This window comes from Sedimentitalea nanhaiensis DSM 24252 (genome assembly GCF_000473225.1).
Classification (GTDB): domain Bacteria; phylum Pseudomonadota; class Alphaproteobacteria; order Rhodobacterales; family Rhodobacteraceae; genus Sedimentitalea; species Sedimentitalea nanhaiensis.
On record NZ_KI421509.1, the window covers coordinates 2048342 to 2074433 of the forward strand.

Annotated in this window: 31 protein-coding genes, 1 tRNA gene and 3 pseudogenes; 6 read left to right on the forward strand and 29 right to left on the reverse strand. The window is 57.1% G+C overall.

Annotated features, from left to right (window positions below; translation table 11 throughout):
- Positions 1 to 201: 201 nt before the first annotated feature.
- The 7 genes from rplL to NANH_RS0111795 form a co-directional block, all read right to left on the reverse strand.
- Positions 202 to 576, reverse strand: a complete 375-nt coding sequence (gene rplL / locus NANH_RS0111765; RefSeq protein ID WP_027262222.1) for a 50S ribosomal protein L7/L12 — start codon at positions 574 to 576, stop codon at positions 202 to 204.
- Between the two features lie 74 nt (positions 577 to 650).
- The gene (gene rplJ, locus NANH_RS0111770) at positions 651 to 1166 is read right to left on the reverse strand and encodes a 50S ribosomal protein L10 (RefSeq protein WP_027262223.1); all 516 of its coding nucleotides are present in this window, start codon (positions 1164 to 1166) and stop codon (positions 651 to 653) included.
- Positions 1167 to 1405: 239 nt separating this feature from the next.
- Positions 1406 to 2104 (reverse strand): 50S ribosomal protein L1, encoded by a 699-nt coding sequence (rplA, locus tag NANH_RS0111775; protein ID WP_027262224.1) that lies wholly within the window; start codon positions 2102 to 2104, stop codon positions 1406 to 1408.
- A 1-nt stretch (position 2105) separates the two neighbouring features.
- On the reverse strand, positions 2106 to 2531 hold the full coding sequence (rplK, locus tag NANH_RS0111780; RefSeq protein WP_027262225.1) for a 50S ribosomal protein L11: 426 nt from the start codon (positions 2529 to 2531) through the stop codon (positions 2106 to 2108).
- A gap of 142 nt (positions 2532 to 2673) precedes the next feature.
- The gene (gene nusG / locus NANH_RS0111785) at positions 2674 to 3207 is read right to left on the reverse strand and encodes a transcription termination/antitermination protein NusG (protein ID WP_027262226.1); all 534 of its coding nucleotides are present in this window, start codon (positions 3205 to 3207) and stop codon (positions 2674 to 2676) included.
- Positions 3208 to 3422: 215 nt separating this feature from the next.
- A complete protein-coding gene (gene secE / locus NANH_RS0111790; protein WP_027262227.1) occupies positions 3423 to 3620 on the reverse strand; it encodes a preprotein translocase subunit SecE in 198 nt (65 codons plus the stop codon).
- Positions 3621 to 3727: 107 nt separating this feature from the next.
- Positions 3728 to 3803 (reverse strand) — tRNA-Trp (locus NANH_RS0111795).
- 160 nt (positions 3804 to 3963) lie between these two features.
- Between NANH_RS0111795 and NANH_RS0111800 the strand changes: the two genes are divergently transcribed.
- Positions 3964 to 4659, forward strand: coding sequence for a lysophospholipid acyltransferase family protein (locus NANH_RS0111800; protein WP_027262228.1), 696 nt, complete (start codon positions 3964 to 3966; stop codon positions 4657 to 4659).
- A gap of 128 nt (positions 4660 to 4787) precedes the next feature.
- A pseudogene (locus NANH_RS29325) lies at positions 4788 to 4934 on the forward strand (IS5/IS1182 family transposase); the annotation flags it as partial.
- A 142-nt stretch (positions 4935 to 5076) separates the two neighbouring features.
- Here the strand turns inward: NANH_RS29325 and NANH_RS0111810 are convergent.
- The 19 genes from NANH_RS0111810 to NANH_RS0111895 all read right to left on the reverse strand — a co-directional run bounded on the left by NANH_RS0111810 (position 5077) and on the right by NANH_RS0111895 (position 21316).
- Positions 5077 to 5931 carry an amidohydrolase family protein gene (locus tag NANH_RS0111810; protein ID WP_027262230.1) on the reverse strand — a complete coding sequence of 285 codons (855 nt, stop codon included), beginning with the start codon at positions 5929 to 5931 and terminating at the stop codon, positions 5077 to 5079.
- An 11-nt stretch (positions 5932 to 5942) separates the two neighbouring features.
- Entirely contained in the window at positions 5943 to 6791 is an 849-nt protein-coding gene (locus NANH_RS0111815; protein WP_027262231.1) for a fumarylacetoacetate hydrolase family protein, read from the reverse strand.
- Between the two features lie 11 nt (positions 6792 to 6802).
- On the reverse strand, positions 6803 to 7540 hold the full coding sequence (locus NANH_RS0111820; RefSeq protein ID WP_027262232.1) for an SDR family oxidoreductase: 738 nt from the start codon (positions 7538 to 7540) through the stop codon (positions 6803 to 6805).
- Between the two features lie 13 nt (positions 7541 to 7553).
- The gene (locus NANH_RS0111825; RefSeq protein ID WP_211237090.1) at positions 7554 to 8744 is read right to left on the reverse strand and encodes a UxaA family hydrolase; all 1191 of its coding nucleotides are present in this window, start codon (positions 8742 to 8744) and stop codon (positions 7554 to 7556) included.
- Complete coding sequence (locus tag NANH_RS0111830) at positions 8741 to 9049, reverse strand: UxaA family hydrolase (RefSeq protein WP_027262234.1); 309 nt, start codon at positions 9047 to 9049, stop codon at positions 8741 to 8743. The genes NANH_RS0111825 and NANH_RS0111830 overlap by 4 nt, the downstream gene beginning before the upstream one ends.
- Before the next feature lie 3 nt (positions 9050 to 9052).
- Positions 9053 to 9703: an RraA family protein gene (locus tag NANH_RS0111835; protein ID WP_027262235.1), complete on the reverse strand. Its 651-nt coding sequence runs from the start codon at positions 9701 to 9703 to the stop codon at positions 9053 to 9055.
- On the reverse strand, positions 9693 to 10025 hold the full coding sequence (locus NANH_RS0111840; protein ID WP_027262236.1) for an L-rhamnose mutarotase: 333 nt from the start codon (positions 10023 to 10025) through the stop codon (positions 9693 to 9695). Before NANH_RS0111840 ends, NANH_RS0111835 begins: the two co-directional genes overlap by 11 nt.
- A 3-nt stretch (positions 10026 to 10028) precedes the next feature.
- Entirely contained in the window at positions 10029 to 11141 is a 1113-nt protein-coding gene (locus NANH_RS0111845) for a mandelate racemase/muconate lactonizing enzyme family protein (RefSeq protein ID WP_027262237.1), read from the reverse strand.
- On the reverse strand, positions 11141 to 12235 hold the full coding sequence (locus NANH_RS0111850; protein WP_027262238.1) for an ABC transporter ATP-binding protein: 1095 nt from the start codon (positions 12233 to 12235) through the stop codon (positions 11141 to 11143). The genes NANH_RS0111845 and NANH_RS0111850 overlap by 1 nt, the downstream gene beginning before the upstream one ends.
- Before the next feature lie 3 nt (positions 12236 to 12238).
- Positions 12239 to 13096 carry a carbohydrate ABC transporter permease gene (locus NANH_RS0111855; RefSeq protein ID WP_027262239.1) on the reverse strand — a complete coding sequence of 286 codons (858 nt, stop codon included), beginning with the start codon at positions 13094 to 13096 and terminating at the stop codon, positions 12239 to 12241.
- Positions 13096 to 14013, reverse strand: a complete 918-nt coding sequence (locus tag NANH_RS0111860) for a carbohydrate ABC transporter permease (RefSeq protein ID WP_051372391.1) — start codon at positions 14011 to 14013, stop codon at positions 13096 to 13098. Before NANH_RS0111860 ends, NANH_RS0111855 begins: the two co-directional genes overlap by 1 nt.
- Positions 14014 to 14084: 71 nt before the next feature.
- Positions 14085 to 15404, reverse strand: a complete 1320-nt coding sequence (locus NANH_RS0111865; protein ID WP_027262241.1) for an extracellular solute-binding protein — start codon at positions 15402 to 15404, stop codon at positions 14085 to 14087.
- 138 nt (positions 15405 to 15542) lie between these two features.
- On the reverse strand, positions 15543 to 15842 hold the full coding sequence (locus tag NANH_RS29330; RefSeq protein ID WP_245601452.1) for a TRAP transporter large permease subunit: 300 nt from the start codon (positions 15840 to 15842) through the stop codon (positions 15543 to 15545).
- Entirely contained in the window at positions 15739 to 16830 is a 1092-nt protein-coding gene (locus tag NANH_RS26100; RefSeq protein WP_245601527.1) for a TRAP transporter large permease, read from the reverse strand. The genes NANH_RS29330 and NANH_RS26100 overlap by 104 nt, the downstream gene beginning before the upstream one ends.
- The gene (locus NANH_RS0111875) at positions 16830 to 17336 is read right to left on the reverse strand and encodes a TRAP transporter small permease (protein WP_027262242.1); all 507 of its coding nucleotides are present in this window, start codon (positions 17334 to 17336) and stop codon (positions 16830 to 16832) included. Before NANH_RS0111875 ends, NANH_RS26100 begins: the two co-directional genes overlap by 1 nt.
- A gap of 68 nt (positions 17337 to 17404) precedes the next feature.
- On the reverse strand, positions 17405 to 18388 hold the full coding sequence (locus tag NANH_RS0111880) for a C4-dicarboxylate TRAP transporter substrate-binding protein (protein WP_027262243.1): 984 nt from the start codon (positions 18386 to 18388) through the stop codon (positions 17405 to 17407).
- Positions 18389 to 18421: 33 nt separating this feature from the next.
- Positions 18422 to 19657: a CaiB/BaiF CoA transferase family protein gene (locus NANH_RS26105; protein WP_074920759.1), complete on the reverse strand. Its 1236-nt coding sequence runs from the start codon at positions 19655 to 19657 to the stop codon at positions 18422 to 18424.
- Complete coding sequence (locus NANH_RS26110; RefSeq protein WP_036049784.1) at positions 19654 to 20793, reverse strand: type 2 periplasmic-binding domain-containing protein; 1140 nt, start codon at positions 20791 to 20793, stop codon at positions 19654 to 19656. The genes NANH_RS26105 and NANH_RS26110 overlap by 4 nt, the downstream gene beginning before the upstream one ends.
- Position 20794: 1 nt before the next feature.
- A complete protein-coding gene (locus NANH_RS0111895; RefSeq protein ID WP_211237091.1) occupies positions 20795 to 21316 on the reverse strand; it encodes a MaoC family dehydratase in 522 nt (173 codons plus the stop codon).
- Between the two features lie 102 nt (positions 21317 to 21418).
- Here NANH_RS0111895 and NANH_RS0111900 point away from each other — a divergent pair, with 102 nt between their 5' ends.
- Positions 21419 to 21880, forward strand: coding sequence for a MaoC family dehydratase (locus NANH_RS0111900; RefSeq protein WP_027262245.1), 462 nt, complete (start codon positions 21419 to 21421; stop codon positions 21878 to 21880).
- The gene (locus NANH_RS0111905; protein WP_027262246.1) at positions 21868 to 22929 is read left to right on the forward strand and encodes a Gfo/Idh/MocA family protein; all 1062 of its coding nucleotides are present in this window, start codon (positions 21868 to 21870) and stop codon (positions 22927 to 22929) included. The genes NANH_RS0111900 and NANH_RS0111905 overlap by 13 nt, the downstream gene beginning before the upstream one ends.
- Here the strand turns inward: NANH_RS0111905 and NANH_RS0111910 are convergent.
- Positions 22922 to 23698 carry an IclR family transcriptional regulator gene (locus tag NANH_RS0111910; protein ID WP_027262247.1) on the reverse strand — a complete coding sequence of 259 codons (777 nt, stop codon included), beginning with the start codon at positions 23696 to 23698 and terminating at the stop codon, positions 22922 to 22924. The two genes, NANH_RS0111905 and NANH_RS0111910, sit on opposite strands and share 8 nt — an antisense overlap.
- A 419-nt stretch (positions 23699 to 24117) precedes the next feature.
- On the opposite strand from NANH_RS0111910, the pseudogene NANH_RS26115 reads away from it, so the two are divergent.
- A pseudogene (locus NANH_RS26115) lies at positions 24118 to 25331 on the forward strand (IS3 family transposase).
- A 10-nt stretch (positions 25332 to 25341) separates the two neighbouring features.
- Positions 25342 to 25584, forward strand: a pseudogene (locus NANH_RS26120) (transposase); the annotation flags it as partial.
- Positions 25585 to 25632: 48 nt separating this feature from the next.
- Here the strand turns inward: NANH_RS26120 and NANH_RS27945 are convergent.
- A complete protein-coding gene (locus tag NANH_RS27945) occupies positions 25633 to 25860 on the reverse strand; it encodes a hypothetical protein (protein WP_154665572.1) in 228 nt (75 codons plus the stop codon).
- Positions 25861 to 25961: 101 nt separating this feature from the next.
- A partial coding sequence (locus NANH_RS28525) for an ATP-binding protein (protein ID WP_245601518.1) occupies positions 25962 to 26092 on the reverse strand: 131 nt, incomplete at its 5' end.

The window sequence follows — 26092 nt, forward strand, 5'->3', positions numbered from 1 at the left end:
GGGCCTCGGCTCCCTGCCCATACGAGACAGCGCGTTCGGATCAATTCATGGCCGCCGTCCCGAATGGCAGCCTCCCGATCCCGTGAACCACGCCTTAGAAAACGCTTTGTCTATCAAAGCCCTTTCTAAGACAGGTTCGGCTGGACCCGGATTTCTCCAGGTCCAGCCAAATTTGCATGGTGGGAAAACCCACCGAGCGGCTTAGGCCACTTCGACTTCTGCGCCAGCTGCTTCCAGCTTGGCTTTGACGTCTTCGGCTTCTTCTTTCGAGACGCCTTCTTTGATCTTGCCGCCGGCTTCGACCAGGTCCTTGGCTTCTTTCAGGCCCAGACCGGTGAGACCGCGAACTTCTTTGATCACGTTGATTTTCGAACCGCCGGCGTTCTTCAGAACGACGTCGAATTCGGTTTGCTCTTCCTCGGCTGCGCCACCGGCGTCAGCAGGACCGGCCATCATGACAGCGCCGCCAGCAGCGGGCTCGATGCCGTATTCATCCTTGAGGATGGTTTTCAGTTCTTGTGCTTCAAGCAGGGTCAGACCAACGATCTCTTCTGCCAGTTTCTTCAGATCAGCCATTGTATCAGCTCTTTCCGTTTACAGTTCGTGTGTTCCAACGACGCGTGTCAATCACGTGCCGGACTTTACGTTGCTCAGGCGGCCGCCTTGTCCTCGATGGTGGACAAGATGGACGCGATGTTGCTTGCAGGTGCGCCAATGGCACCGGCGATGTTGCTTGCGGGCGCACCGATCATGCCTGCGATGGTAGCGATAAGCTCCTCGCGCGACGGCATTTTCGACACGGCCTGAACACCGGCCCGGTCCAACGCATTCTCACCCATTGCGCCGCCAAGAATCTCAAACTTCTTGTTTTCCTTGGCGAAATCCTCGGCCACCTTGGCTGCTGCCACTGGGTCCTCGGAATAGGTCAGAACGGTCATGCCCGTCAGGAGCGATGTGATGGATTCACACGGCTTACCCTCAAGGGCGATCTTGGCGAGCCTGTTCTTGGCAACACGCACAGACCCACCCGCTTCGCGTGCACGCGCGCGCAGGTCCTGCATCTCAGCAACTGTCAGTCCGACGTAGTGGCTTACCACGACGACGCCAGAGCTTTCAAAGATCTGGCCGAGTTCCTCGACCACTTTCTCTTTCTGGGCTCTATCCACAGTTTCACTCCAAGTATGGGGGTTTCCCCCCGGCTCTCACTTCACCCCGGCGATACCGGGGCATCGGGTCCAATTTCAGGGTCCCGAGCCAAAACCACCCGAAGGTGCAGAATGTCTCGTTTCCCATCTCGGGAAGGAATTATTCAGGGCGAGCCCCGAACCCTCCGTCTCGGACAGAACAGGGCCGATAAACTGGCCCTGCCATCTGAGGCCAAAGCCCCAAATTCTGTATGCCGGCCTTATTCGCCGGTTGCATTGCCCACGTCGATGCTGACGCCCGGGCCCATGGTCGAGGTGATGAAGATCTTCTTCATATACGTCCCCTTGGCACCGGCCGGCTTGGCCCTGGCGACAGCACCGATAAAGGCGCGGACATTTTCGACCAGCTTGGCTTCGTCAAACGAGGCCTTGCCGACACCCGCATGAACCACACCGGCTTTTTCGGCCTTGAACTGAACTTCCCCGCCTTTGGCGGCCGCGACGGCGGCAGCCACGTCCATGGTCACCGTACCAACCTTGGGGTTCGGCATCAGGTTACGCGGGCCCAGAACCTTGCCCAGACGGCCAACGACCGGCATCATGTCGGGGGTCGCAATACAGCGATCGAACTCGATCTTGCCACCCTGCACGATCTCCATCAGATCTTCAGCACCGACGATGTCGGCACCGGCAGCCTGCGCTTCTTCGGCCTTGGGGCCACGGGCAAACACGGCAACGCGCACGGTCTTTCCGGTGCCATTGGGCAAACCGACTACGCCGCGAACCATCTGGTCAGCGTGACGCGGATCAACACCCAGATTCATGGCCAGCTCGACGGTTTCGTCGAATTTCGCGTTGGCATTGCTTTTGACCAGGGCAACGGCCTCTTCAACCGACAGATTGTCCTTGCCGGCGAAAGCTTCGCGCGCAGCGCGGGTGCGTTTTCCAAGCTTTGCCATCTTACTTCACCTCAATGCCCATGGACCGGGCAGAGCCCAGGATGATCTGCATAGCGCCTTCGATATCGTTGGCGTTCAGATCCTTCATTTTCGCTTCGGCGATTTCCTTGACCTGCGCAGCAGTCACCGAGCCGACGATTTCGCGCGACGGCGTCTTGGCACCGGATTTCAGCTTGGCCGCCTTCTTCAGGTAAAAGGACGCCGGGGGCGTCTTGATGTCCATGGTAAAGGACTTGTCCTGATAGTAGGTGATCACGGTCGGGCAAGGGGCACCCGGCTCCATGTCTGCGGTCTTGGCGTTGAACGCCTTGCAGAATTCCATGATGTTGATGCCGCGCTGACCCAGAGCCGGCCCAACGGGGGGCGACGGGTTCGCTTGCCCGGCGGGCACCTGCAGCTTCATGCTGCCAACGAGTTTCTTGGCCATTGGCCTTCTCCTTTTTCCAACACCGTCAGGGCGCGCCCATCAGGTTTTTGTCGTTGTGGTCCGGTTCGGGCATCGCGACGCCCTCGCCTCCCACAGTAAAGCGGCAGTTGCCTGCCGCCGACGGGCAAGGCCCGCCGTACACTCAGATCTGCTTGGTGACCTGAGTGAATTCCAGTTCGACCGGGGTTTCGCGGCCGAAGATCGACACCGACACCTTCAGGCGCTGGTTGTCGTCGTCCACTTGCTCGATCATGCCGTCGAAATCTTCAAACGGGCCATCGTTGACCTTGACCTTCTCGCCCACTTCATAGTGGACCAGGGTGCGCGGTGCCTCTTCGCCTTCCTGCACACGATTCATAATCGCGTTCAGTTCAGCATCCCGCATCGGCATCGGCCGACCCTGCGGCCCCAGAAAGCCGGTGACCCGATTGATCGAGTTGATCAGGTGATAGCCCTGATCCGACATTTCCATATGCACCAGAACGTACCCCGGCATGAACCGGCGCTCGGTCGTAACCTTCTTGCCCCGACGGACCTCAATCACCTCTTCGGTCGGCACCAGAACTTCGTCTATCTCGTCCTCGAGACCGTGCTCGGCGGCCGAAGTACGGATTTGTTCGGCGATCTTTTTCTCGAAGTTCGAGAGAACACTGACCGAGTACCACCGTTTCGCCATGAAGCTTGCCGTCCTTGTCCTGCCCGGCCCGCCACTACGCGTTCGCCGATATCTCTAAATCTTTCAAACGGTTGTCCCGCCTACCCCGTAATAAAAATCGGCGCGCAACACGAATCGCCGCACGCCATTATCCAAGGTTGGGCGTCACCTAACCGCCAATCGCCAATTGTGCAAGGGGCCTCACGCCGAATTGTGGCGGCCCACTTGCGCTCCGGTTAGCCGAACAGAGTCAGCACGCCCTGCAATCCGCTGCGAATCAGGATGTCCACCAGCGCAAAGAACAGTCCGGTCAAGGCCGCCATGACAAAGACCATCACCGTGGTCAGAAACACCTCGCGACGGGTCGGCCAGACGACTTTCGCGACTTCGCCGCGGACCTGCTGGATGAACTGTATCGGGTTGGTTGTGGCCATGCGCACATTCTTTCTGCTTGCGGATGGCTGGCACATAACGGTCCCTGCGGGTGAATTCAAGCCCGGCAAGCGCCACTTGGCCAGACCGATCACGTCTGTATCGGTCCTGGCAGGGGCAGCAGGGTTCGAACCCGCGACCTACGGTTTTGGAGACCGCCGCTCTACCAGCTGAGCTATACCCCTAGGACCGGGGCTTTCCTAAGCCAGCGCAGGCGGCGGGGCAAGAGGGAATCTGGCTCCTTGCGACGACCAGCCCCGGTGAAGCCGGCAGGAAAATATCCCGGCCCATTCCCGTTCACGGTTCAATTGCGTATGAGTTGCGAAATCGACAGGAGTAATCTGGGTGAGTTTGCGCAAAAAGATCGCCGACAGTGCGTGGTTCAACAATACCATCGAAGGCGTCTTTGCCGCCTATATCCGCTTTGCCCACCGCAGCTCGACTTGGGAGCGCATCGGTTTTGAGGACATGGACGATGCCGTACGGACCGGCGAACCAGTCATCATGGCCCTTTGGCATCAGCGTCTGATGATGTCGCCCTACATGTTTGACAGCACCCTCGGCCCCTTCTGCTCGCTGACGTCCTCGGCACGGGCCGGTAGCATGGTGGGGCGGCTACTGGGCCGCTTTGGGTTCGATACTGTGCCAATGTCCAGTCACAAACGCCACGTTGCCCTATCACGTCAGGTGCTGGGCAAAATCCGTGACGGCTATTCCATCGGCATCGCCACCGATGGACCCCGAGGCCCGGCCCGCATTGCGTCGACTGTCCCGTTGGTCTGGGCGCGCGCCTCTGGAAAGCGCATTTTTGTTGTCAGCTATTCTGCCCGCCGCCAAATCACCTTGCCGACTTGGGACCGCCTCACACTGCCGGCACCTTTCACCAAAGGCGTTTTGATGTGCCGCGAATGGAAACAGCCGGTGCCGCGCAAGGCATCCGAAGACGAAATCGAAGCACTGCGTCTGCACCTTCAGGCAGCGCTGGACGAGATCACCGACGCGGCAGATGTCACGGCGCGGGGTCGGCCTGACCGATGCTGACAGTCACAGACTCGAGCGCCGTCAAATCCGCCCCACACATCGCGGCCTTGTCGCGCAGAATGCTTGCAACCGGTCGATTCCGCCACCCGATCCGCAACAGTCGCGACACCGCCCATTCATCAGACCGCGAACACTTCCCGGTCGGCGGGACGCTGGTCAAGGCGTGGGCTGCCATGAACGGCTCGCAGCCCAGAGACTGCACGGCGGCGCCATTCGATGCCGACGATCCCGGCGCGCCACCACCAGCCGACGAGACCTCTGCAGACACCGATCCTCCCCAAGTATTTTGACCCCCATGCGGCACCCAGCACATCGCACCCCAAGGGGTACAGGTCCTGAAGCCACGCTGGCTTGACGCCTTATGAATATGCTAACCGGTCAAATGGCGCAAACTTGATTGGCTTCAAAGCTGGGTATTCAGCTAACAGGCACTCCGAAAAGTTCGCTTGCGTTGCCATTCCCGATGGCGCTGGCTTCGTCTGCTGACAATGTGCCGAGCAGTGATTGTGTCACATCCAGCCAGTCCGGCAAGCCATTGGCCAGTTCGACAACCGGCCAGTCGCTGCCCCAGACCATGCGTGACGGGCCGAAGGTGTCGAGCACGTGATCGACATAGGGCTGAATTGCCACCTGTGTGGCCTCGCCCGGCGCACAATAGGCCAGTAGCCCTGACAGCTTGCAATAGACGTTTGGGAGTTCGGCCAGTGCCGCGATATCCTCACGCCATGGGTCCAGCCCTCCGCCGGCAATATCGGGCACACCGCAGTGGTTCAGGACAATCGTGGTATTGTCACAGGCGCGCGCCAGATCTGCACCAAGCTGGAGTTGCTTGGGCAGCATACACAGGTCAAATGGCTTACCGTGATCACCCAACTTGCGAATATTGGCGCGGAAGGTGGCTGCCGTTGACAATTCATCGGGCATGACATGCAGGATACGGCGGTAACCCACGACCCCCAGTTCCTCGCATTCATCCAGCCAGTCGGAAAACCCGACATCTTCTTCCGGTCGGCACGAGGCGATCAGGCCGAGGATACCGCTGCCCTCTTGGCTGGCGAGATCGGCAACATGGCGGGTCTCGGCCTGATAGTCAGCATCATCAACACCCGTTTCCATGAACAATGCGCCCGCGACGTCGCGGCCGACCGTCAATTCGGCGTAACGTTCCAGCGAAAATGTCTTGTTCGCCAAGGGGGGAATATCAGCGGTCCAGCCATATCCGGCAATATCGGGATAGATAAGATGCTGATGCGTGTCGATAAGTCTGACCATCAGGTTGGCTCCTATTCCGGGTCGGTAATCGCCTGTTGTTTCTGTCGACCAAGCCCCTCAATGCCCAGTTCAACGACGTCACCAGGACGCAGGTATTGCGGCGGGGTCTGCCCCATGCCAACACCCGGAGGCGTACCGGTCGAGATCACATCGCCTGGCTGCAAGGACATGAACTGGCTGAGGTAACTCACCAGATGCGCGACGCCATAGACCATGGTTGCGGTGGACCCGTCCTGCATTTTTTTGCCGTTCACGGTCAGCCACATCGACAGGTTCTGAGGATCCGCGACCTCGTCTTTGGTGACCAGCCACGGGCCGATCTGACCGTAGTTGTCGCAACTTTTTCCTTTGGTCCACTGGCCCTCACGCTCGATTTGAAAGGCGCGTTCCGACACATCGTTGGTCACGGCATATCCGGCCACATAATCCAGCGCGTCCGCCTCTGAGACATATTTCGCGCGCTTTCCGATGATAACTGCCAGCTCAACCTCCCAGTCGGTTTTCTCGGATCCGCGCGGGATGATGATCGGATCGTCCGGACCGCAGATTGCGCTGGTGGCTTTCATGAACATCACTGGCTCGGGTGGCACATCCATACCGCTTTCAGCGGCGTGATCGGCATAGTTCAGACCGATACAGATGAATTTTCCGGTGCCGGAGACACAGGGCCCCAGACGTGTGTCTGCGGGCACTTGGGGCAACCGGGTCAGATCAGCCGCTGCAATAGCGGCCAGTCCCTGATCCGAGAGTGTATCGCCCGCAATATCATCTACCACAGATGACAGATCCCGGATCACACCTTTGGCATCCAGAATACCGGGTTTTTCGGCGCCTTCAGGGCCAAATCGAAGAAGTTTCATTGTTTTAGTCCTTATGTATTGGCCCAACCGCCATCGATGACATGGGCCTGACCGGTTGTGTATGCACTTTCGTTTGACGCCAGATAGACCGCTAGGGCTGCGATCTCTTCGGCTTTTCCGATACGTCCGATGGGCTGTCGCGCTATAAAGGCCGCGCGGGCTACTTCATAGTCACCGGTATCTTTCAAACGCTGTTCAAGCGACGGGCTTTCCACTGTCCCAGGACAGATCGCATTGCAGCGCACGCCCTGCGTAACGAAGTCCGCGGCAATTGCTTTCGTCATGCCAATCACCGCCGCCTTGGTCGTGCCATAGACGAACCGGTTTGGCGCTGCGATGACAGAGGACGCCACCGAGGACATGTTGATGATCGAGCCTTCGCCGCGCTCTAACATGGCCGGTAAAAACGCCCGGCACATCCGGTACATGGCGGTGACATTTAGATCGTTTGAAAAGGCCCATTGATCCTCGTCGCAGTCCAGAATTGTGCCATTGGCCACAAACCCAGCGCAGTTGAAAAGCACATCAACACCCCCAGTGGCCTTAAGAGCGTCCCCGATCGAGGTCGGATCGGTTACATCAAGCTTCAGTGTCTGACAACCCAGCTCTGCCAGTTCGCCCAGTGCGGTTTCGTTCACATCGCTTGCAAATACCTTTGCGCCCTCGGATTGCATTGCCAGCGCTGAGGCGCGCCCGATCCCCTGACCGGCAGCGGTTACAAGGCAGGTTTTTCCTTCAAGTCGTCCCATTTCGTATCCTTCTTCAGGCCGGCAAACATGCCGGACCAATCGGTTCAAATGTCTTGTAAGTCAGAATGAACTCCTGATGCCCAAGCTGTTCGGATTTTGTAGGCTGGCCTGCAGCGACACTTTCAACCATCGCCACGATCTCATTGCCAACCGCGTCAATATCGGCGTCACCAGAAATGATCCGGCCTGCGTTGATATCCATGTCCTCGTGCAGGCGGTCATACATCTCGGGGTTGGCCGCAACTTTGATGACCGGTGAGATGGCCGAACCGACCACCGACCCACGCCCGGTGACGAAGATCGTCATATGCGCCCCCGAGGCCATCATCTCGACGATCTCGGCATTGTCCGAGATGTTGGGAAAGCCGAATTGCACGGGGCCGTCGGGGACCACATCCATCAGGTAAAGCCCGCCCTTCGTTGGAATATCCCCCGGCTTGATTAGCCCGGATATGGGAGATGCACCGGATTTGGCATATGCACCCATCGACTTTTCCTCGATCGTGGACAGCCCGCCATCGGCATTGCCCGAGGCGAAACTGCCAAAACCTAGCGCGGCGTAGTAACGCGCGGCCTTCTCGACCGAAGCGCGCAACTCTACCGACAGTTCAGGGGTGGCCGCACGGCTGGACATGATGTCCTCACAACCGATCAACTCGCCTGTTTCCTCAAAGATGCATGTGGCCCCGGCGGCGACAAGCCGGTCGAATGCCCGCCCGGTGGCCGGGTTGCCCGAGATGCCGCTGGTCCCGTCAGATCCGCCACACACTGTGCCGACGATCAGATCGGACAGGTCCAACGGAACACGGGGGGTGTCCGCAAGATCGGCTATCGCTTGCATCACAAAAGCCTGCCCGCGTTTGATCGCGCTCAACGTGCCGCCGGTTTTCTGGATCACCAGCGTCTCGACCGGGCGGCCGCTGTCTCGTACGATTTTTTCAAGCTGCATCCGATTGAAGCTTTCACAGCCCAAAGACACCAACAGCACCGCGCCCACATTGGGATGGGTGCATAGCCGTTCCATCATTTTTTGGGCGTATTCATTGGGAAAACAGCCGGGAAAGCCAATGACATGCGCCTGATCGCGATTGGGCCACGCAATTTCCCGCGCGACATGATGGGCGCATTCCACCAGATAGGCGACGACCACCTGATTGCGAATGCCTTTGCGCCCGTCCGAGCGTATAAATCCTTGCATGCTCATGCGATTTCCCCCGTATCCGTCAGCGCATAGGTCGGTGTGTAGTCACTTTTAATATTATGCAGATGAACGTGCTCTCCGACGGCAATCGCTTGTGTCGCAGAGCCAATCGGCACACCGTATTTCAGCACTTTATCACCGGCCTGCATTGGTGCGCGCGCCAGCTTGTGACCCATCGTAACCGCCTGCCCGAGCGTGATCGTTTCGGTCCCGATTTGCAGCACCTCGCCCGCCGCAATCGCGCAGCGCGCAACGGCGACTGTATCTTCGGTGTTCAGAACGATCAGGCGAGGATCAATTGCGGGCATGGATCAGAATTTCCCGTATTTAAGATAGGCCTTCTGCGGGTCCATCCCTTCAAGGATGGCTTTGCGCACAAGGTTTTCGGTTTGCATGGCAATCAGGGACTGGTCGATGACATCCTCAAGGATTTCCGAAGGGATGCACACCATTCCATCACGGTCTCCATGTAGCCAATCTCCAGAGCGGATCAGAACATCGCCGATCATGATGTCGACCTCAGTTGCCGTGGGCAGCCAGACCCCAACGACGTCACGCGGCGTGTGATGGGTGCGCCAACATGGAAACCCAAGATTCAAGATGAAATTCGCATCCCGCAATGCGCCGTCGAGAACACACCCCAAGATGCCCTTGGACTGCAGCGTTTCGGCGGACAGCTCGCCCATCTGGGCCATCAAATGGGTGTGCGGTTGGGCAGTCCAGATATGGTCGGGTTTCGCCTTGGACAACAGCCCGGTCCACGCCAGCAGCGTCTCGTGGGGGTCAGCCATTTCATCGACGCGCCCCTCGATGGTCCATGCGGGGCCGCATAGCGTCATGTCGGGTTGCAGCGGCGTGATGCGTGGCGGCAGGGTAAAATTCTTGCGCCCCATGGCCCGTAAAACGTCGTGTATGACGCCTGTGTAACAGCTTTTAAGTTGTGGCAACCGATTATCCGTCATGGTGAAACACCTCTTCCATCATTGCCCACCATTCACCCTCTTTTCGGGTGCCCAGCGGGGATTGCATAGGCATACAAATAGCCCACCAAGCCTGGGTTTTAGGGTCGGCGGCCATCTTGGCGGCATCCGCTTCGAAATCCTCGCCGTGGTACTCCCAATAGCCGAAAAGCAGGTTTTCTGGCTCGCGCAGATAAATTGAATAGTTGCGGATATTGCTGGCAGTGATCCCGTCAAGTATCTCGGGCCAGGTGTTTGCATGAAGCCGCTTATATTCCGGGATATGCTCGGGTTTGATCCCAATGACCATTGCCATGCGCTCCATGATCTATCCTTCGATTGTTGCGCTTAGGCCTGCGATCGTGCGCGCAGTGATCGCGTCCCAGTCCCAGGCGATGCCCAACCCCGGGACCATCGGCGCATGCGCGCGCCCATTCCGGATATCAAGCCGTGAAGTTGTGATGTCATCCAGTTGCGGGATGTATTCCAGCATCGGCGCATTGGGGACGGCGCAAGTGAGGCTGACATGCAGCTCCATCAAGAAATGCGGGCAGATCGAGACGTTGAATGCCTCGGCCAGATGCGCGATCTTGAGCCATGGGGTGATCCCGCCCACACGCGCCACATCGGCCTGCACAATGGTGCAAGCGCCCATCGCCAGATAGTCTTTGAATTGACCGAGGGAATACATGCTTTCGCCCACCGCGATCGGCACGCGAGAGGTTGCAGTCAACTGACGGTGTGCACCGATATCGTCTGCGGGCATGGGTTCTTCGAACCAGCCGACATCAAACTCGGCCAGCATGTCCGCGCGTCGCCGTGCTTCGGACAGGGTGAAAGACTGGTTGGCATCGACAAGGATCTGATAGTCCGGGCCAACAGCCGCGCGCACAGCCTTTATTCGCGCACGATCTTCAGCCAATGACGGTTTGCCGATCTTGATTTTGGACCCGGCAAAGCCCGTTTCCTGCATCGCAAGCGCGTCTGCCACCAAAGCATCCGTCGTAATATGCAACCACCCCCCCTCGGTGGAATAAAGCGGGACCGACGGCTTTGCGCCCCCGGCCAGCTGCCACAACGGAAGCCCAACCCGCAAGCTGCGCAAATCCCATAGCGCGGTATCAATTGCGGCCAGGGCGAGTGATGTGATTGCCCCGACCGCCGTTGCGTGAGTGGTAAAAAGAAGATCGCGCCAAATACTCTCGATTTCATCGGCGTTGCAGCCAATGATCTGCGGCAGCAGGGTGTCACGCAAAAGGCTGACAACCGCAGGACCACCCGAGCCGATGGTGTAGGAATATCCGGTTCCGGCATGCCCGTCGGCATCCGTCAATCTGACTATGGGCGTTTCTTGCGACACAAAAGACTGAATCGCATCGGAACGCATGACCTTGGGAACAAGGTCGACCATCAACACCTCGGCTTTGACGATCTCGGCCATCACTGTTTCCGCACGGACTTGCCGGTGACGGCGTCAAACAGATGCACTTTTTCAATGGCGACCTCGAACTCCAGCACCTCGCCGGGTTCGACATTGCGGGGGCCAAACATCTTGCCCTGCGCTTCTTGGCCTGAGATGCTTGTGTAAAGAATGGTTTCGGTTCCAAGCAGTTCTGACAGCGCAATTTTAAGGGTCAGTTTTGCGTTCTTGCCACTCTCTGCAATTCCGTGCCCAACGGGTGTCAAGTCATCAGGACGCAGGCCAAAAACGACCTCTTGCCCGTCTCGGACCAGATCGGCAAGACGGGTCGGAACTGGCAGCGCCGTTCCATCAGAAAAGACAACCTGATCGCCCTTAATCGTCGCGTTCAACAAGTTCATCGGCGGAGAGCCGATGAAGCTGGCGACAAAGGTATTCACCGGGTGATTGAACACTTCCATCGGGGTGCCGACCTGTTCGATGTAGCCATCTTTCATAACGACAATCCGGTCGGCCAGTGTCATGGCTTCAACCTGATCGTGGGTCACATAGACGACAGTGGTTTTAACCTTTTGGTGCAGCTTCTTGATCTCGGTGCGCATCTGCACGCGCAGTTTAGCGTCCAGATTTGACAGGGGTTCATCAAACAAGAAGGCCTCGGGGTGGCGGACGATGGCGCGCCCCATCGCAACCCGCTGGCGCTGTCCGCCAGACAGTTCGGCTGGTGCGCGCTCCATCAACTCGCCCAGCCCAAGGATCTCGGCGGCTTCGTTTACCCGTTCGGCAACGATGTCATCTGGATGCTTCGCGATCTTCAGCCCAAAGCCCAAATTTTCACGCACCGACATGTGCGGATAAAGCGCGTAATTCTGAAACACCATCGAGATGTTGCGTTTGCGCGGCGGCAGATCATTGACCACCTCGGGGCCGATCGAAACGGTCCCGTCCGAAATATCCTCAAGCCCCGCAATCATACGAAGGGTGGTCGACTTGCCACAGCCCGAAGGCCCGACCAGCACCACAAATTCGTTATGCTCGATGTCCAGATTGATGCCATGCACCACCTCGACCTTGCCATAGCGCTTTACGACATTTTTTAAGGAAATTTCAGCCATGTCTTATCCTTTGACGCCGCCAAATGTAAGGCCGGCGATGAGGTGTTTCTGAACGAGGAAAGTAAGGATCAACGCGGGGATGATGATGATCACCGCCATGGCTGACATACCTGCCCAGTCGATTGTAAATTGTGCGGTAAAGTCCATCAGACCTACCGGAAGAGTTTTGCTGTCCGTGGACCGCGTGAGGTTCGACGCCAGCGCGTATTCATTCCACGACGTCAGGAAGGCAAAGATACCCGCACTGGCGATCCCGGATTTGGCCAGAGGAAATTCAATCTTCCAAAATGCCTGCCAACGTGTGCAGCCATCGACCTGAGCGGCTTCAGACATCTCTTTGGGGATTTGCCGAAAGAAGCCGTCGATCAACCAGATGGTAAAGGGCACGTTCAGCGCGACATAGACAATGATCAGACCCAGCTTGGTGTCGATCAACCCTATGCGGCTCCAGATCATGAAAATGGGCAGAGACAGGGCGATGCCCGGCACGGTGCGCGACAACATCAGCCCCAGAAACAAGCCATTCTTGAAACTGAAGCGGTAACGGGCAAAAGCGTACCCACCGGACATGCCGATCAAAAGGGCAATCGCCGTACTGGTCAAAGCGATGATCAGCGAGTTTGTGAAATAAGCCGGGACCGGAATGGCGACCTGATCGGCTCCAAACCCAAAGATCTTGGCAAAATTGTTCAAGTTCGGATCCTCGGGGATCCAGACCGGGGGCTTGGCCAGCACCTCGCCATTGGGGCGGAAGGCGGTCAGCACGACCCACAGGCCCGGCACGCAAATGACCACCATCAGAATGAAGGTCAGCCCCCATGTGGCAACCGAGCCGATTTTTTTGCGCAAGGATCCATCCATCAATCGGCCCCTCCCATGTATTTGCGAGCTGCGAGCAGCTTGGTGAAGAAATAATAGGTGAAAGCGATGGACAGCAGGATCGACACATAAGCCATCGCATTGGCCTGTCCCATACGGGCGTTGTCGTAGCCAGTGCGCGCAATCATGGTCCATAGCAGTTCGGTGCGGCCGGCTGGACCGCCCCCGGTCATCACATCCACGATGTCATAGGCTCGCGCCACATCCAGCGAGCGGATTGTCATCGCGATGAACACAAAGGGCATCAGGAACGGCAGCGTTATGTGGCGAAACACTTGCCACGGGTTGCAGCCGTCGACCTTTGCGGCCTCAAGCGGATCGCGAGGCATGGCAAACAGGCCAGCGAGAAGGAGAATGGCGAACACCGATGTGCTCATCCAGACTTCGGCGAAGATGATCGAGAAATTGGCAAGATACTTGTCGACCAGCCAGGGAATGGCACCGTCGCTAAGCCCAAGAGACTGAAGGGCATTGTTCAGAATGCCGATATTGTCATTGAAAACGAATTTGAACTGATAGCCAACGAGGATCGGAGAAAACATCATCGGGAACATCATGATCGTGCGCAGCGTGCGCTGGCCCCATGTGATCCTGTTGATCAGAAGCGCAATGCCCAGACCCAGCAGAAATTCAAGGTTCAGCGCAATGGTCAGAAAGACGATCGTACGACCGAAGGCGATCCAGAAATCACCGTCGGCAAAGATGCGTTTGTAGTTGCGCAACCCGACCCATTGCCAAAGGCTTTCTGGCCGGATTAACCGGTAGCCCGTAAAGCTGGTGTAGAGCGAGAACAGCAATGGCAGCACGACGACAAAGGCTAGCGTCAGCAATGCCGGAAGCAGCAGCAGATATGGCGTGTATTGTTCCCGTTGCCAAAACGGTGGGCGATTGGTGGCCATGATGTGGCAGCCTTTATTATAGCTTCAGAACTGGCGCAGGCCTTGCAGCCCACGCCAGCCCAGGAAGGTTCCTAGAGATAGCCCGCGTCTTCCATGACGATCCGCGCGGCTTCAGCAGCCTCATCAAGAGCTTCTTGTGGTGTCTTCTCACCCAGGATCGCAGCCTGAAGCTGCGGCCAGATCTCGTTAGAGACCTCAATCCACGGCGTGATCAGCGGCGGTGTGAAGGCATCTTCGCTCATCGAAACCGCATAGGTTTCAAATACCTGAACCAGGAAATCATTGCCGCCCGCGGCAAATTTCGCTTTGGCATCATCCCAGACCTTGGTTCGTGTAGGAAGAAGACCGGCTGTGGCCTCGATCATCTGGCTGTCGTGGTTGGTCAGGAAGGTGATGAAAGATGCGGCGGCATCTTTGTTGTCACATGTTTCGGTGATAGAGAACGTGTGGCTTCCGGACCAACCGGTGCGGATGCCTGCCGAGCCTTTTGGCGCACGGATCAGACCGACGTCGCCGGCAACTTTGGAATTCTCGGGGTCGTTGAAAAACGAAGCCCAGCCGGCCCAATCAAGGTCCATTGCCACCGTGCCAGAAGCAAAGCCAAGCCCGGTGTCATCCCAGAGATAGTTCAACGCGCCAGCAGGAACCGCTTTGGCATCATAGAGATCCTTGAAAAAATTCACAGCCTCGACGCCAGCTTCTGAGTTGAAAATGGGGTTCCAGTCGTCATCAAACAGCGCGCCGCCATTGGCGACAAGCAGTTCATAGAAGCGACCGGTGATCGCCTCGTCCTTGCCCACAAACTGCGTGCCATAGAAGGTTGGCGCATTGGCAAAAAAGATCGCCTGATCCTTGACCTGGTCCCAGGTTTCGGGCGGCACCAGATCATAGCCGTACTCTGCCTTGAAGGCTGCCTTTTTGTCTTCATCTTCATAGAGCGACTTGATGTAGTACAGGTTTGAGATGTCGGAGTGGCGCGGCAGTTGCAGCAGACGGCCATTTATGGTTGAATTTTTCAGCGCCAGTTCCTGAAACTCAGCCAGCACATCTTCACTGATAACACCATTGAGGTCTATGTAGATCGACCCATATTGTGGTGCAAAGCTGGTGTGATTGGACCCCACGCACCAATCCAGGGTGCCCGCAGCAATGTCCTGTTTAATCTCGCGATCCAGCTCGAAGTGGTTCTTGCGCGACAGCACGTCCACTTCTGCGCCCGTCATCGCTTCCCACTCTGCAATGCGCGAATAGAGCGGCTCATACTGCGCGCCGCCGATCAACTTCACGCGCAGCGTGTAACCATCGAATTCACCAGCCGTTGCGGGCGCACTGGTCATTGCGAGGTGCAGCCCCGCACCCATTGCCAGATATCTAAGAATTGAGGACTTCATAGGTAACTCCCTTTTTTGATTGTGTTGGATGAAACTCCGGTATCGTATGAATATTTTACCCAAGGATATCCGGCTATAGATCGAGTCCCATCAGATGGTTTGGAATGACTGTGTGGGATGGCAATTGCATTTCTCATCTCACTGAACTCCAAAAATCAGGTTTGGCAGAGCCAGTGATAGAAACGGTAGGTAGGTTAGCAGCAGCAGAACCGCGACGATCATTGCAAGAAACGGGAGGAGTGCTTTCGTGAAGTCACTGATCGAAACGCCGGTAATACCGCATGTGATGAACATCAGCGTACCCAGTGGTGGCGTTAGCCCCGCGATGGTCAGGTTAAGGACCATGACGATCCCGAAATGGACTGGGTCGATGCCAACCGCACTGATCGCCGGAACAAGGATCGGCGTCAGGATGATCAGCGCGGCCCCCCCCCTCAATAAATGCTCCCAGGACCAGAAGCAGCAGATTGATCACCAGCAGCAAAAGAATCGGGTTCTCAGTGATCGCAAGCAAGCCTTTGGAAATCTTGTCCGGGATCTGGTGCCACGCGAAGTAGTAGCCCAGCGAGGCGGCTGCAGCGATCACGAGCATAACCACTGCGGTGGCCATCGCAGCCTCCAGCAGGATTTTTGCGCTCTCCCGCAGCTTGAGTTCACGGTAGGCAATTCCAACAATTGTCGCGTAGATAACAGCAGCGGCTCCGGCTTCGGTTGGGGTAAAAAAGCCAAAACGAATGCCGCCAATGATTCCAATCGGCATGAGGAGCGCCCAGAAGGCGTGTACGAAAGCCGACCCGCGCTCGGGCCAGCTTGCCCGTTGGTCGCGCATGGGGCGGTAGCCCCGCAGAGTAGAAATACGGCCCGCGACAAGCATCAACCCAACGCAGAGTACAAATCCCGGTAGAAAGCCCGCCGCGAACAGCCTGCCGATAGAGACGTTTCCCAGAAAGCCGTACAGGATCAGTCCGATCCCGGGCGGTATGATCACAGATATGATCGAGGAACAGGCGGTCACCGCAGCCGAAAACGGTGCCTCATAGCCTCGTTTTGTCATTTCCGGCACTAAGATTTTGCTTTGCATGGCCGCATCGGCATTGGCCGATCCGCTCATCCCGCCCATGAGGGTGCTGAGCATGATGTTCACTTGCGCGAGCCCTCCGACCATATGGCCGACAAAGGCATCCGCCAGCAGCATCAGGCGATTGGTGATACCGCTCGCATTCATGATAACACCGGCCAGGATGAAAAACGGTACGGCCAAAAGCGGGAAAGAGTGGGTAACAGCCACAAAACGCTGAATGAACAGCTCTTGCGGTACGCCCGACGACATCATGAAGAAGGACAGGCTTGCGATCGCAATGGCAAATGCCACCTGAAGGTTAAGCGCAAGAAGCACCAGAAAAACGATGATCGGGAACCACTCCATCACAGGTTTTCGCTCTCATCCGCCGCGGTGCTCGAACCAATAAAGCCGAAGTCCCGCATGATCTGAGTGATCAAAGTCAGGGACATCGAAAGAAAACAAAGTGCAGGTGCGAGATAAACGTAGGAAAACGGGATGCGCAGAACTGGCGATGGACGATTGAAGGACTTTCCGACCATCGTCAGCGAAAGAAACGTCGCGTAGGCCAGAAAGATCACCAGCACGCATTTCATCAGAACTGACAACCCGCGACGCTGTTTTTCGGGCAATAGATCGGTCAGCACGGGAACGCTGACATGCATACCGCGCCGAAACGCAGCAGATGCGCCAATGAAGGCAACCCATGAAAACGCCAGCCCGGAAAGCTCGGTTGACCAGACTGCCGATTCAATGGGCAACAGGCGTGAAACGATACCCCAGATAACACTGGCAAGCACAACCAAAAGGGCAACGCAAGCGGTTAGGTCTTCTGTGCTCGCCAGGGTTTTTGCAAGTTGTGCTCGGGTCATCTGGGATCTCAATTGTCTGAAGGCTGACGCGACGCTAGAACCACAATCGCTTGCACCGGTTTTCGGGACTACTTGTCTAGGATCGCACGCACTTGGTCATAAAGACCTGGAGTCCAGCCCGGGAATTGCTCGTAAACGCTTGTGGTTGCGGCCTGGAAGCCGGCAATGTCGACATCTTCGTGAAATGCGACCCCTTCGGCCTCGAGCTGGTCCCGATACTCGCCATCGCTTTCCATAACCATCTTGGTCATGAACTCGCCTGCGGCCACTGACTCTTCGATCAGGGCTGCCTGAACGTTTTCCGGATAGGACGCGAAGAGCTCCGCATTCATGATCGGTCCGATAAAGGCGTTGAAATGTCCGGTCAGAGAGATGTGCTTGGCATTTTCATACAGTTTCGCGCCCACGATGGCAGAAAGCGGGGCTTCAGCAGCATCGACAACTCCCGATGAAAGCCCGGTGTAGACTTCAGACCACGCAATCTGGATGCCGTCTGCGCCCATTGCCTTGAAGGTTTCGATCCACATCGTGTTTGGCGGAACCCGGATGGCCAGACCATCTGTCGAGTTCATATCCTTCACCGGCCGGTTTGAAATAATGTGGCGCGCGCCGTAGAGCCAATTCATGGTGAGAACTTCGAAGTTACCGCTTTCGCGAACTTTGTCTTTCATCCCTGCGTACAGATCAGACTCCAGCAGTTTGCTGAAATCATTGGGATCGCTCATCAGATAGGGGCCAGCCAAAACGCCGAAATCCGGCGCATAGTCAGACAAATATCCTGGATCAGCAATTTGGATGATAGGTGCACCCAAATTAACCTGTTCATAGACTTCCGCGTTCGATCCAAGCTGTGCGCCCGCGAACACCGAGATTTCCACCGCGCCGTTTGTGCGCTCGCTAACGCGCCTGGCATATTCCAGCGCGGCGGCCTGGATGGGGCTGGATTCGCTCGTCACATGCGCCAGGCGCAGTTCGATATCCGCGGCTAATGCCGGAAGGACAAGGCCCGCCTGCACAACACCGGCGACCAACCACGCTGATAACTTCGTCATTTCATCATCATCCTCATTGTATATCTTGCGCAACTACGTGCGTGCTTCCTCTGCGCCAGGCGTGCTGATCGGGCTCTCGTTTTCGTGGTCCGGCTTTTGAGATGCGATCAATTCGCTGAAGATCGCATCTCGATTTGCACCAAGCCCCGGTGCAGCGCGCTCGGATTTCAGGGTCGCGCCGTTGTAGCGGATCGGGGCGCGAAGGGTCTCGAGAGGAACAGACCCGTTTCGTAAAATCGTCTGTTCCAGATCAAGGCGTTTGTAAGCCTCGGTCTCGCGCAGGCTGACCCAGTCGAGAACCTCTGAGCACCAGATGTCCGCCGGCTGAAGGACCGACAGCCATTCGGCGGTCGTGCGCGCGACCAACTGCGCGGCAAGGATCGACTTGATCTCATCCCGTTTGGTCATCATCAGTTTTGGGTCGTCGAAATAGGGTTCGAGGTCAGAAATCTCCAGGAGGTCCGCCAACACCTTAAGCGAGGGGGTCATGGCTAGTGCCATGAAGCCGTCCTTCGTTTCGTAAACTCCGTAAGGTGCCCCCAGATAGGCATGAGCGCCATTGATGCCGCTGCGCTGGGGCAGACGCTGACCATCGTTAAGATGCGTGGAGAGGACTTCGAACTGAAAGTCGATCATCGCTTCCAAAAGGCTGGTCTGAATCAAAGCCCCCCGCCCATGAATGCCACGCCCGACAAGGGCCGCCAGAATACCCTGTGTCAGCGCATTTCCGGCCAGCATATCTGCCACCGCCAATCCCATTGGCATCGGGGCATGATCCGCATTTCCTGTCAGCCAAAGCAGCCCCGAGCGCGCCTGCGCCAGAAGATCCTGACCGGGCAGATCCTTCCACGGGCCTTCCTCGCCATAACCGGAGATGCTGCCATAAATGATAAGGGGATTGATCTTTTGCACATCATCATAGCCAAACCCCTGACGCTCGATCACACCGGGGCGGAAGTTTTGAATGAAGACATCCGCGCTCTTGATCAGCTCGACAAGTACCGCCCGGTCATCGGCATCACGCAGATCGGCGGTGACGCTTTCCTTGTTGCGATTGATCGCATGGAACAGCGAATTGGTTCCGTCGATATCCGTATCGGACAGATAAAGGCTGCGACACAGATCGCCCACACCGGGCCGCTCGACCTTGATGACACGTGCGCCCAGATCAGCCAGCTTCAACCCACACAGAGGGCCAGACAGGAATTGGCTGAAATCAACGACAACGAGCCCGTCAAGAGGGCGTTCGGACTGAGGTAGAACATTCATGATCGACTCTCGCGATAGGCTTCATCAAGGGTGTCCAACGTATCTGAAATCGTCGACTCTCCGCGCAGGCAGGTATGCAGGATGTCTCCGCCGCGGTCCTGAAACCCCATATATCCATCATAGCGCGGACGAACCCACGCGGTTTCAAGCGTCTCACGGGTGTTGCGAAAGAAATTGCGGCAGGCCGCATTTGTGCTGTCGGCCTCCCAGGCCACCGCATTACCGGGCTGACCACCGCTTTCAAAGAACAGACCGGTCTGACAGGCGTCGCCCGCAATCCAGAACGCATAGTCGGCAGCGATGTCGATACGATTGCATTGGCTCGATATCGCAATGCCCGTGCCACCGATCACAGTGCCGCGGGGGCCGTTGTCACCCACTCCGGGCGCATCTGCAAAAGTGATCGGAAAGCGACAATACCCATCCCGACTGTAGTTGGTATAGCCATATCCAAAGGGACAATAGGCCGGGGCATCCGCTGTGCGCCCCATCCACTCCAGCACACCGATCGGATCAAGCTCAAGGCATCGGGGATCAACATGTGCGGACAGCTCCATGAACATGTCCAGTACCGCTGTAGCCTCATCACGATCCATCAGCGCATCGGGCCCCTCGGCCACCGGCATGCCCTGATTGCGGGCCAGCCCAAAGAAAGTCATCAACGCGTTGATCGGGATCAGTGCCAGCGCAACCTTGCCGGATAAGGCAAGTTCCATCACCTCGCTCCAACGGCTCGGGGCGGCTTCCAGCAGATCGGGTCGGAACGACGCTACCGGTGTGGCCGCATCAATTGCCAGTGCCCACTGGTGACCATTGAAATTATATGACGGATGCGACGCCCCGACAGATTGCTCAGCCAGGCTTGCCAACTCCTCCGTGCGCCCAAGTTGATCCAGCGCCACCAGTTGGCCAGCCCCGGCGACCTCACCAACATGGGGGTGATCAATGACCATCAGATCGTATTCAGCAGCCATTTCACCAATGGGCCGGTCTGCAAAAGCCTGTAGCGAACGCCTGTCCCAAATGATCTCTACACTTGGGTGATCCCTGACGAATTTCGCAGATGTCGCCAACATCGGATCAACGCCTCGGCTGTGGTTCCATGTCATTCCACGCAAGGTGATTTTCTCGGTCATGTCAGGCTTTCTCTGCATCGCGCAACAGTGCGGTCATCAGATGTTCGCAATAAAGAACCAGCTCACCCTCGCCCTTGTAGACGGAATAGCTGACACGCACTTTTCCCATCTTTTCGTCTTTGGGTTCTTTCGCCAGGTTCTCGCGGATCGTGTAGATCGTATCCCCAATGAACACCGGCTTGATGAAACGCAGCCGGTCATAGCCATAGGAAAACGAATTCAGGCAATTTGTGGCCACGAGGCCGAGCCCATAGGAGAACACCATTGCACCGGCCACCAACCGTTTGCCAAAGACACTTTCTTCGGTCGCAAAGGTCTCGTCACTCACATAAGGATGGTGGTCCATGACGAGGCTGTTGAACAACATCGCCTCCCCTTCGGAAATCGTGCGCCGAACCGAACGGATTTTATCTCCGACCGGGAAGTCTTCGAAGTACCAGTTCTCGGCATTCCAGACAGGAACCTCTGCATGCTCATCAGGCAAGCCAGCAAGTGCGCGTTTATGTGTTCCGATATCTGCCACGTAACTCCCCATCCCCGTGCGGAAATCGTAGCACTATCTCTTTTCATATGTCAAAATATTTTGTATATTTAAAATACAAGCACATCCGAAGGCGCGTAACTTATGGAAAAAGAACAATTTTACGAGGATTACTCACCTGGAGACCGACGCGTGACGGCGGGACGCACGATCACAGAAACCGATTTTGTTGTGCATGCCGGGCATACCGGGGACTTTTTCCCGCACCATATGGATGCGGAATTCTGTGCCACGCAGCCTTTTGGCCAACGCATTGCACATGGCACCATGACCTTTGCTATTGGGGTTGGGCTGACCGCAACCCAGATCAACCCGCGCGCCTTTACCTATGGGTATGAGCGCCTGCGCTTCCCTAAGCCCGTGCATATCGGTGATACGATCCACACCGTTGTTACCATTGGCGAAATGGCCCCCGATCCCAAACGTAAAGGGTATGGGAAAATCGTGGAAATCACCGAGACCAAAAAGCAGGATGGCAGCACGGTCATGTACTGCGAACACATCCTGATGGTCGAAATGAAGGAGTCTTCGACATGGAAGACCTAACCCAAAGCTGGCCCGCGCCAACTGCCCCAAAACCGATCGTAGTTATCGGCGCTGGCGGTATCGTCCGTGACGCCCATATGCCCGCCTATGCCAAGGCGGGTCTCAGCGTATCCGGTGTCACCGATCTGGACAGTGCAAAGGCGCAGAGGCTTGCCGAAGATCATGACATTGCAACCGTTTATGACAGCGTTGCTGATGCAGTAGCCGCCAATGGGACAGATGTGATCTATGACATCGCCGTGCCGCCGCACGCCATTGCCGGTATCCTGCGCGGCATGCCCGACGGGACCGCTACGCTGATTCAAAAGCCTATGGGTACTGATCTGGAACAGGCCCGCGAAATCGGGAAAATTTGCCGCAAGAAAGGACTGAAAGCAGCCGTGAACTTTCAGCTTCGGTTTTCTCCCATGATGATGGCCGCGCGGCAGGCAATTGAAACCGGACAGATCGGCGAACTTCTGGAAATCGAGGTTCACCTGAACATCTTCACCCCGTGGACGCTCTTTCCCTTCCTGATTCCGATGGAGCGGGTCGAAATCGCCGTCCATTCAATCCACTATCTCGACACAATTCGTGCGCTGGCAGGCAACCCTGTAGGCGTGTTTGCCCGCTCGATGCGTGACCCGCGTGCAGCCGATTTTGCCCAGACACGCACCTCGGTCATTCTGGACTATGGCGACACGCTGCGCAGTGTTATGTCGATCAATCATAACCATCAGGCCGGGCGCAAATTTCAATCCGCATGGTTCCGGATCGAGGGCACCGAGGGCGTGATGATGATCAAGCTCGGCGTCTGTTTCGACTATCCCAATGGCGAGGATGACGAGCTTTGGTATTGCAAAAACGGTGGCAAATGGGAGCAGATCCCGCTCGAGGGCAGTTGGTTCATTGAAAGCTTCATGGGCACGATGCGCAATGTGCAGCGATTCGATGCGGGCGAGGATGATCACCTGTTTTCAGGTGTCGAGGATGCCTATCAGACCATGGCGCTTGTCGAAGCGTGCTTTGACAGCATGAAGGCACCCGCCACACCGCTGGACCTCAGTTGATCTCGGGAAGCTGCCCGCCAAGGCTTTTGCTGAGCCGGACAGCCGTCACGATCACTTCCGCTTTGCATTTCTCAAAGGTGATCGTTTCGTCAAACCGTTCAATATGCGGCACCGTCAACGCACCGATTGCTAGACCTGAATGGTCGATAATCGGTGCTGAAATATTGACGACCCCTTTGACAACGAAACTGTCACGCACCTCGATGCCAGCGGCCCTGATTGCGCTCAATTCATCAAGAATTTGGCTGGCCGATGTGCCCGGCGGCACCGGCACATCCTTCATCAACCGCTTGACCTCTTTTTCAGGCTGAAATGCCAGAATGACGCGTCCCGATGAGGCCCGCCACAGATCAATTCGGGCGCCCAGCCGAACGGACAAGACGTTGTTCCCCGGCGAGGTGGTCTGCCCAACAACCAACACCGCCCCCTCGCTTAAAATCGCAAGATGTGCCGATTGATTTATCTTGCCCGACAGTTCTCGCATTGCCGGACCGGCGATGGCGGTCATCCTGCCTACGATCGGAATTCTATGAGCGACTTCAAAGATAAACGTCGTCAGACTGTAACGGTCGGAGAGCGGGTCTTGCGAAACATATCCACGGTCCTGCAACACCATCAGCATTCGAAAGATCTCGCCAACTGAGCGCCCGAGTGCCCTCGCGATCTCGGATTGGGTCAGACCGGTATCGCGCTCTGAAAGTAGCTCGAGAATATCGAGTCCCTTTTCCAAAGCAGGAGCCGTGTAGGCTGAGTTTTGTTTCTGTTTCATAGGTGCATTTTAGACGTCACGAACACGTCAATGTCTAGGATGGATCGAATGGATCGGTTGCCTGTGACAACATCGAACCGCCCTGGACTGTCCCATTGGTGCTGACGCAGACACTCGTTTCCATCCCCTCAATTGGCGTTTCCCGAAGGCCGCCAAGATCGGGATGCGCAGGGGGCTGACGCTTGAAACCGGCCATTGGGGGAGAGGAAAAACGATGGAACGCGATAATACAAATGGCCTGATTGGTGTGCTGATTTAGATCGTGGCTGTGGTTGTTCTGATATGGAACGGTCTTGAACTGGCCCCGTTTTCGACCGCACACTCAGGCATAGCCATGGAGGCCTTGGGATAGCCCTTGACCTGCCACGGGATTTTTTCTCCACCGTCGATGAGAGTCCGCCCCAACTTGAGGACGGACAATGAAGCGAACGAGTTTCACGGACGAACATATCATCGGCATCTTGGCCGAGCACGAGGCAGGCGTGCAGTGCGCGGACCTGTGCCGCAAACACGGCATGTCGGAAGGCACCTTTTACAACTGGAAAGCCAGGTTCGGCGGCATGACTGTGTCGGAGGCGAAGCGGCTGAAGACGCTCGAAGATGAGAATGCCAGGCTGAAGAAGCTCCTGGCCGAACAGATGCCTGATCTGGCTGCCATGAAGGATCTGGTCTCAAAAAATGGTAGGGCCCGCCGTGAAGCGCGAAGCGGTCGCATACCTTCGGGCCGATCACGGTCTGTCGGAGCGGCGGGCCTGCCGGATTGTCGGAGCGGATCGCAAGATGGTCCGCTACCCGTCTCAACGCGCGCCGGAAACGGAACTGCGCGGGCGGTTGCGTGAGTTGGCCAACGAGCGTCGAAGGTTCGGCTACCGGCGGCTCTTCGTGCTGCTGCGCCGCGAGGGCGAGCCGTCCGGCATTAACCGGATCTATCGGCTCTACCGAGAGGAAGGTCTGACGGTCCGCAAACGAAAGGCACGGCGCAAGGCTATCGGGACGCGTGCCCCGATCCCGGTCGAGGCGCGGCCCAATGCGCGTTGGTCGCTGGATTTCGTTCACGACCAGTTCGCCAACGGCCAGCGCTTTCGGGTTCTCAACGTGGTTGATGATGTCACTCGGGAATGTCTCGCGGCGATCCCGGATACCTCGATCTCGGGGCGCCGTGTGGTGCGTGAACTGACGGCCCTGATCGCGTGCCGCGGAAAGCCCGGCATGATTGTCAGCGACAACGGCGCCGAACTGACCTGTAACGCAATCTTAACCTTCGCTGCCGCGCATCGGGTCCAGTGGCACTACATCGCACCGGGCAAGCCGATGCAGAACGGCTTCGTGGAAAGTTTCAACGGGCGGATGCGCGATGAGTTGCTCAACGAAACCATGTTTCGAAACCTGGCCCATGCGCGGATTGTGATCACCGCCTGGGCCAACGACTACAACACCGAGCGCCCGCATTCGGCCTTGAATGACCGGACCCCGGCCTACTACGCGCGGACACTGACCACCGCAATCGCCCGACCCCGCTGCGCGAAATGAAAGCTCCGCGCGCCAGGCGATTGCTCAAACTGCGCCAACCGGCATAAACACCAAACGGGCTCCGGTCGCGGCTGGATCAAAGTTCAGGGGCTGGTCATCCTGAGCACGTGCTCATGTCTGACTATGAAATCATCACCGATGGCGGCCGCAGGCGTCGCCGGTCGTCGTCCGCGACGCTGCGGATCGCAGAGGAGATGCTGGACGAGACTGCCAGCATCTCGGTCGTGGCGCGTCGCAATGGCGTGGCGCCGAACCTGCTGTATCGTTGGCGGCGTGTGATGCTGGAAGGAGGAGCCGTGGCCGTGTCGGGAGACGATGACGTCACAAACAATCGCGCCGTCCGGAAAATGGAGGATAACCGCGCGATTGGTACCGCCTGAGCGTCCGGTCAAATGGGGGCAGGATCAGATCTCAAAATGAGGGCACTTCCCACCCCCCCCCGCAGCAGCAATCGCCGCAAGCCCGTATCCAGGTTTGGTATCCAATGCTCTGATGAGATCTACCGCTATCAGTGCCCCAGACGCGCCAATCGGATGACCCCGCGCTAGTGCACCCCCCATTGGATTTACGATGTTTTTTGGAATTCCGGCGCCTTGCTGGCAAGCAATCGCTTGAACCGCAAAGGCTTCCATGATGATTGCAACAGACAGATCTTCCGGCTGTTGATTGTCGCTGAGAACTGACCCGGCATTGTCACCGAGACTTGACCCACCCAGCTGTTATGTTCTTTGCGTCATGATGGCGTCAATGCTGCTGTCTCCTTTCGTTTCTTTTTCGCTGTCTCCGAGCTGGCCTTGAACCGATAGCTGTCATTGCCGGTCTCCAGGATGTGGCAGCGGTGGGTAAGGCGGTCGAGTAGCGCGG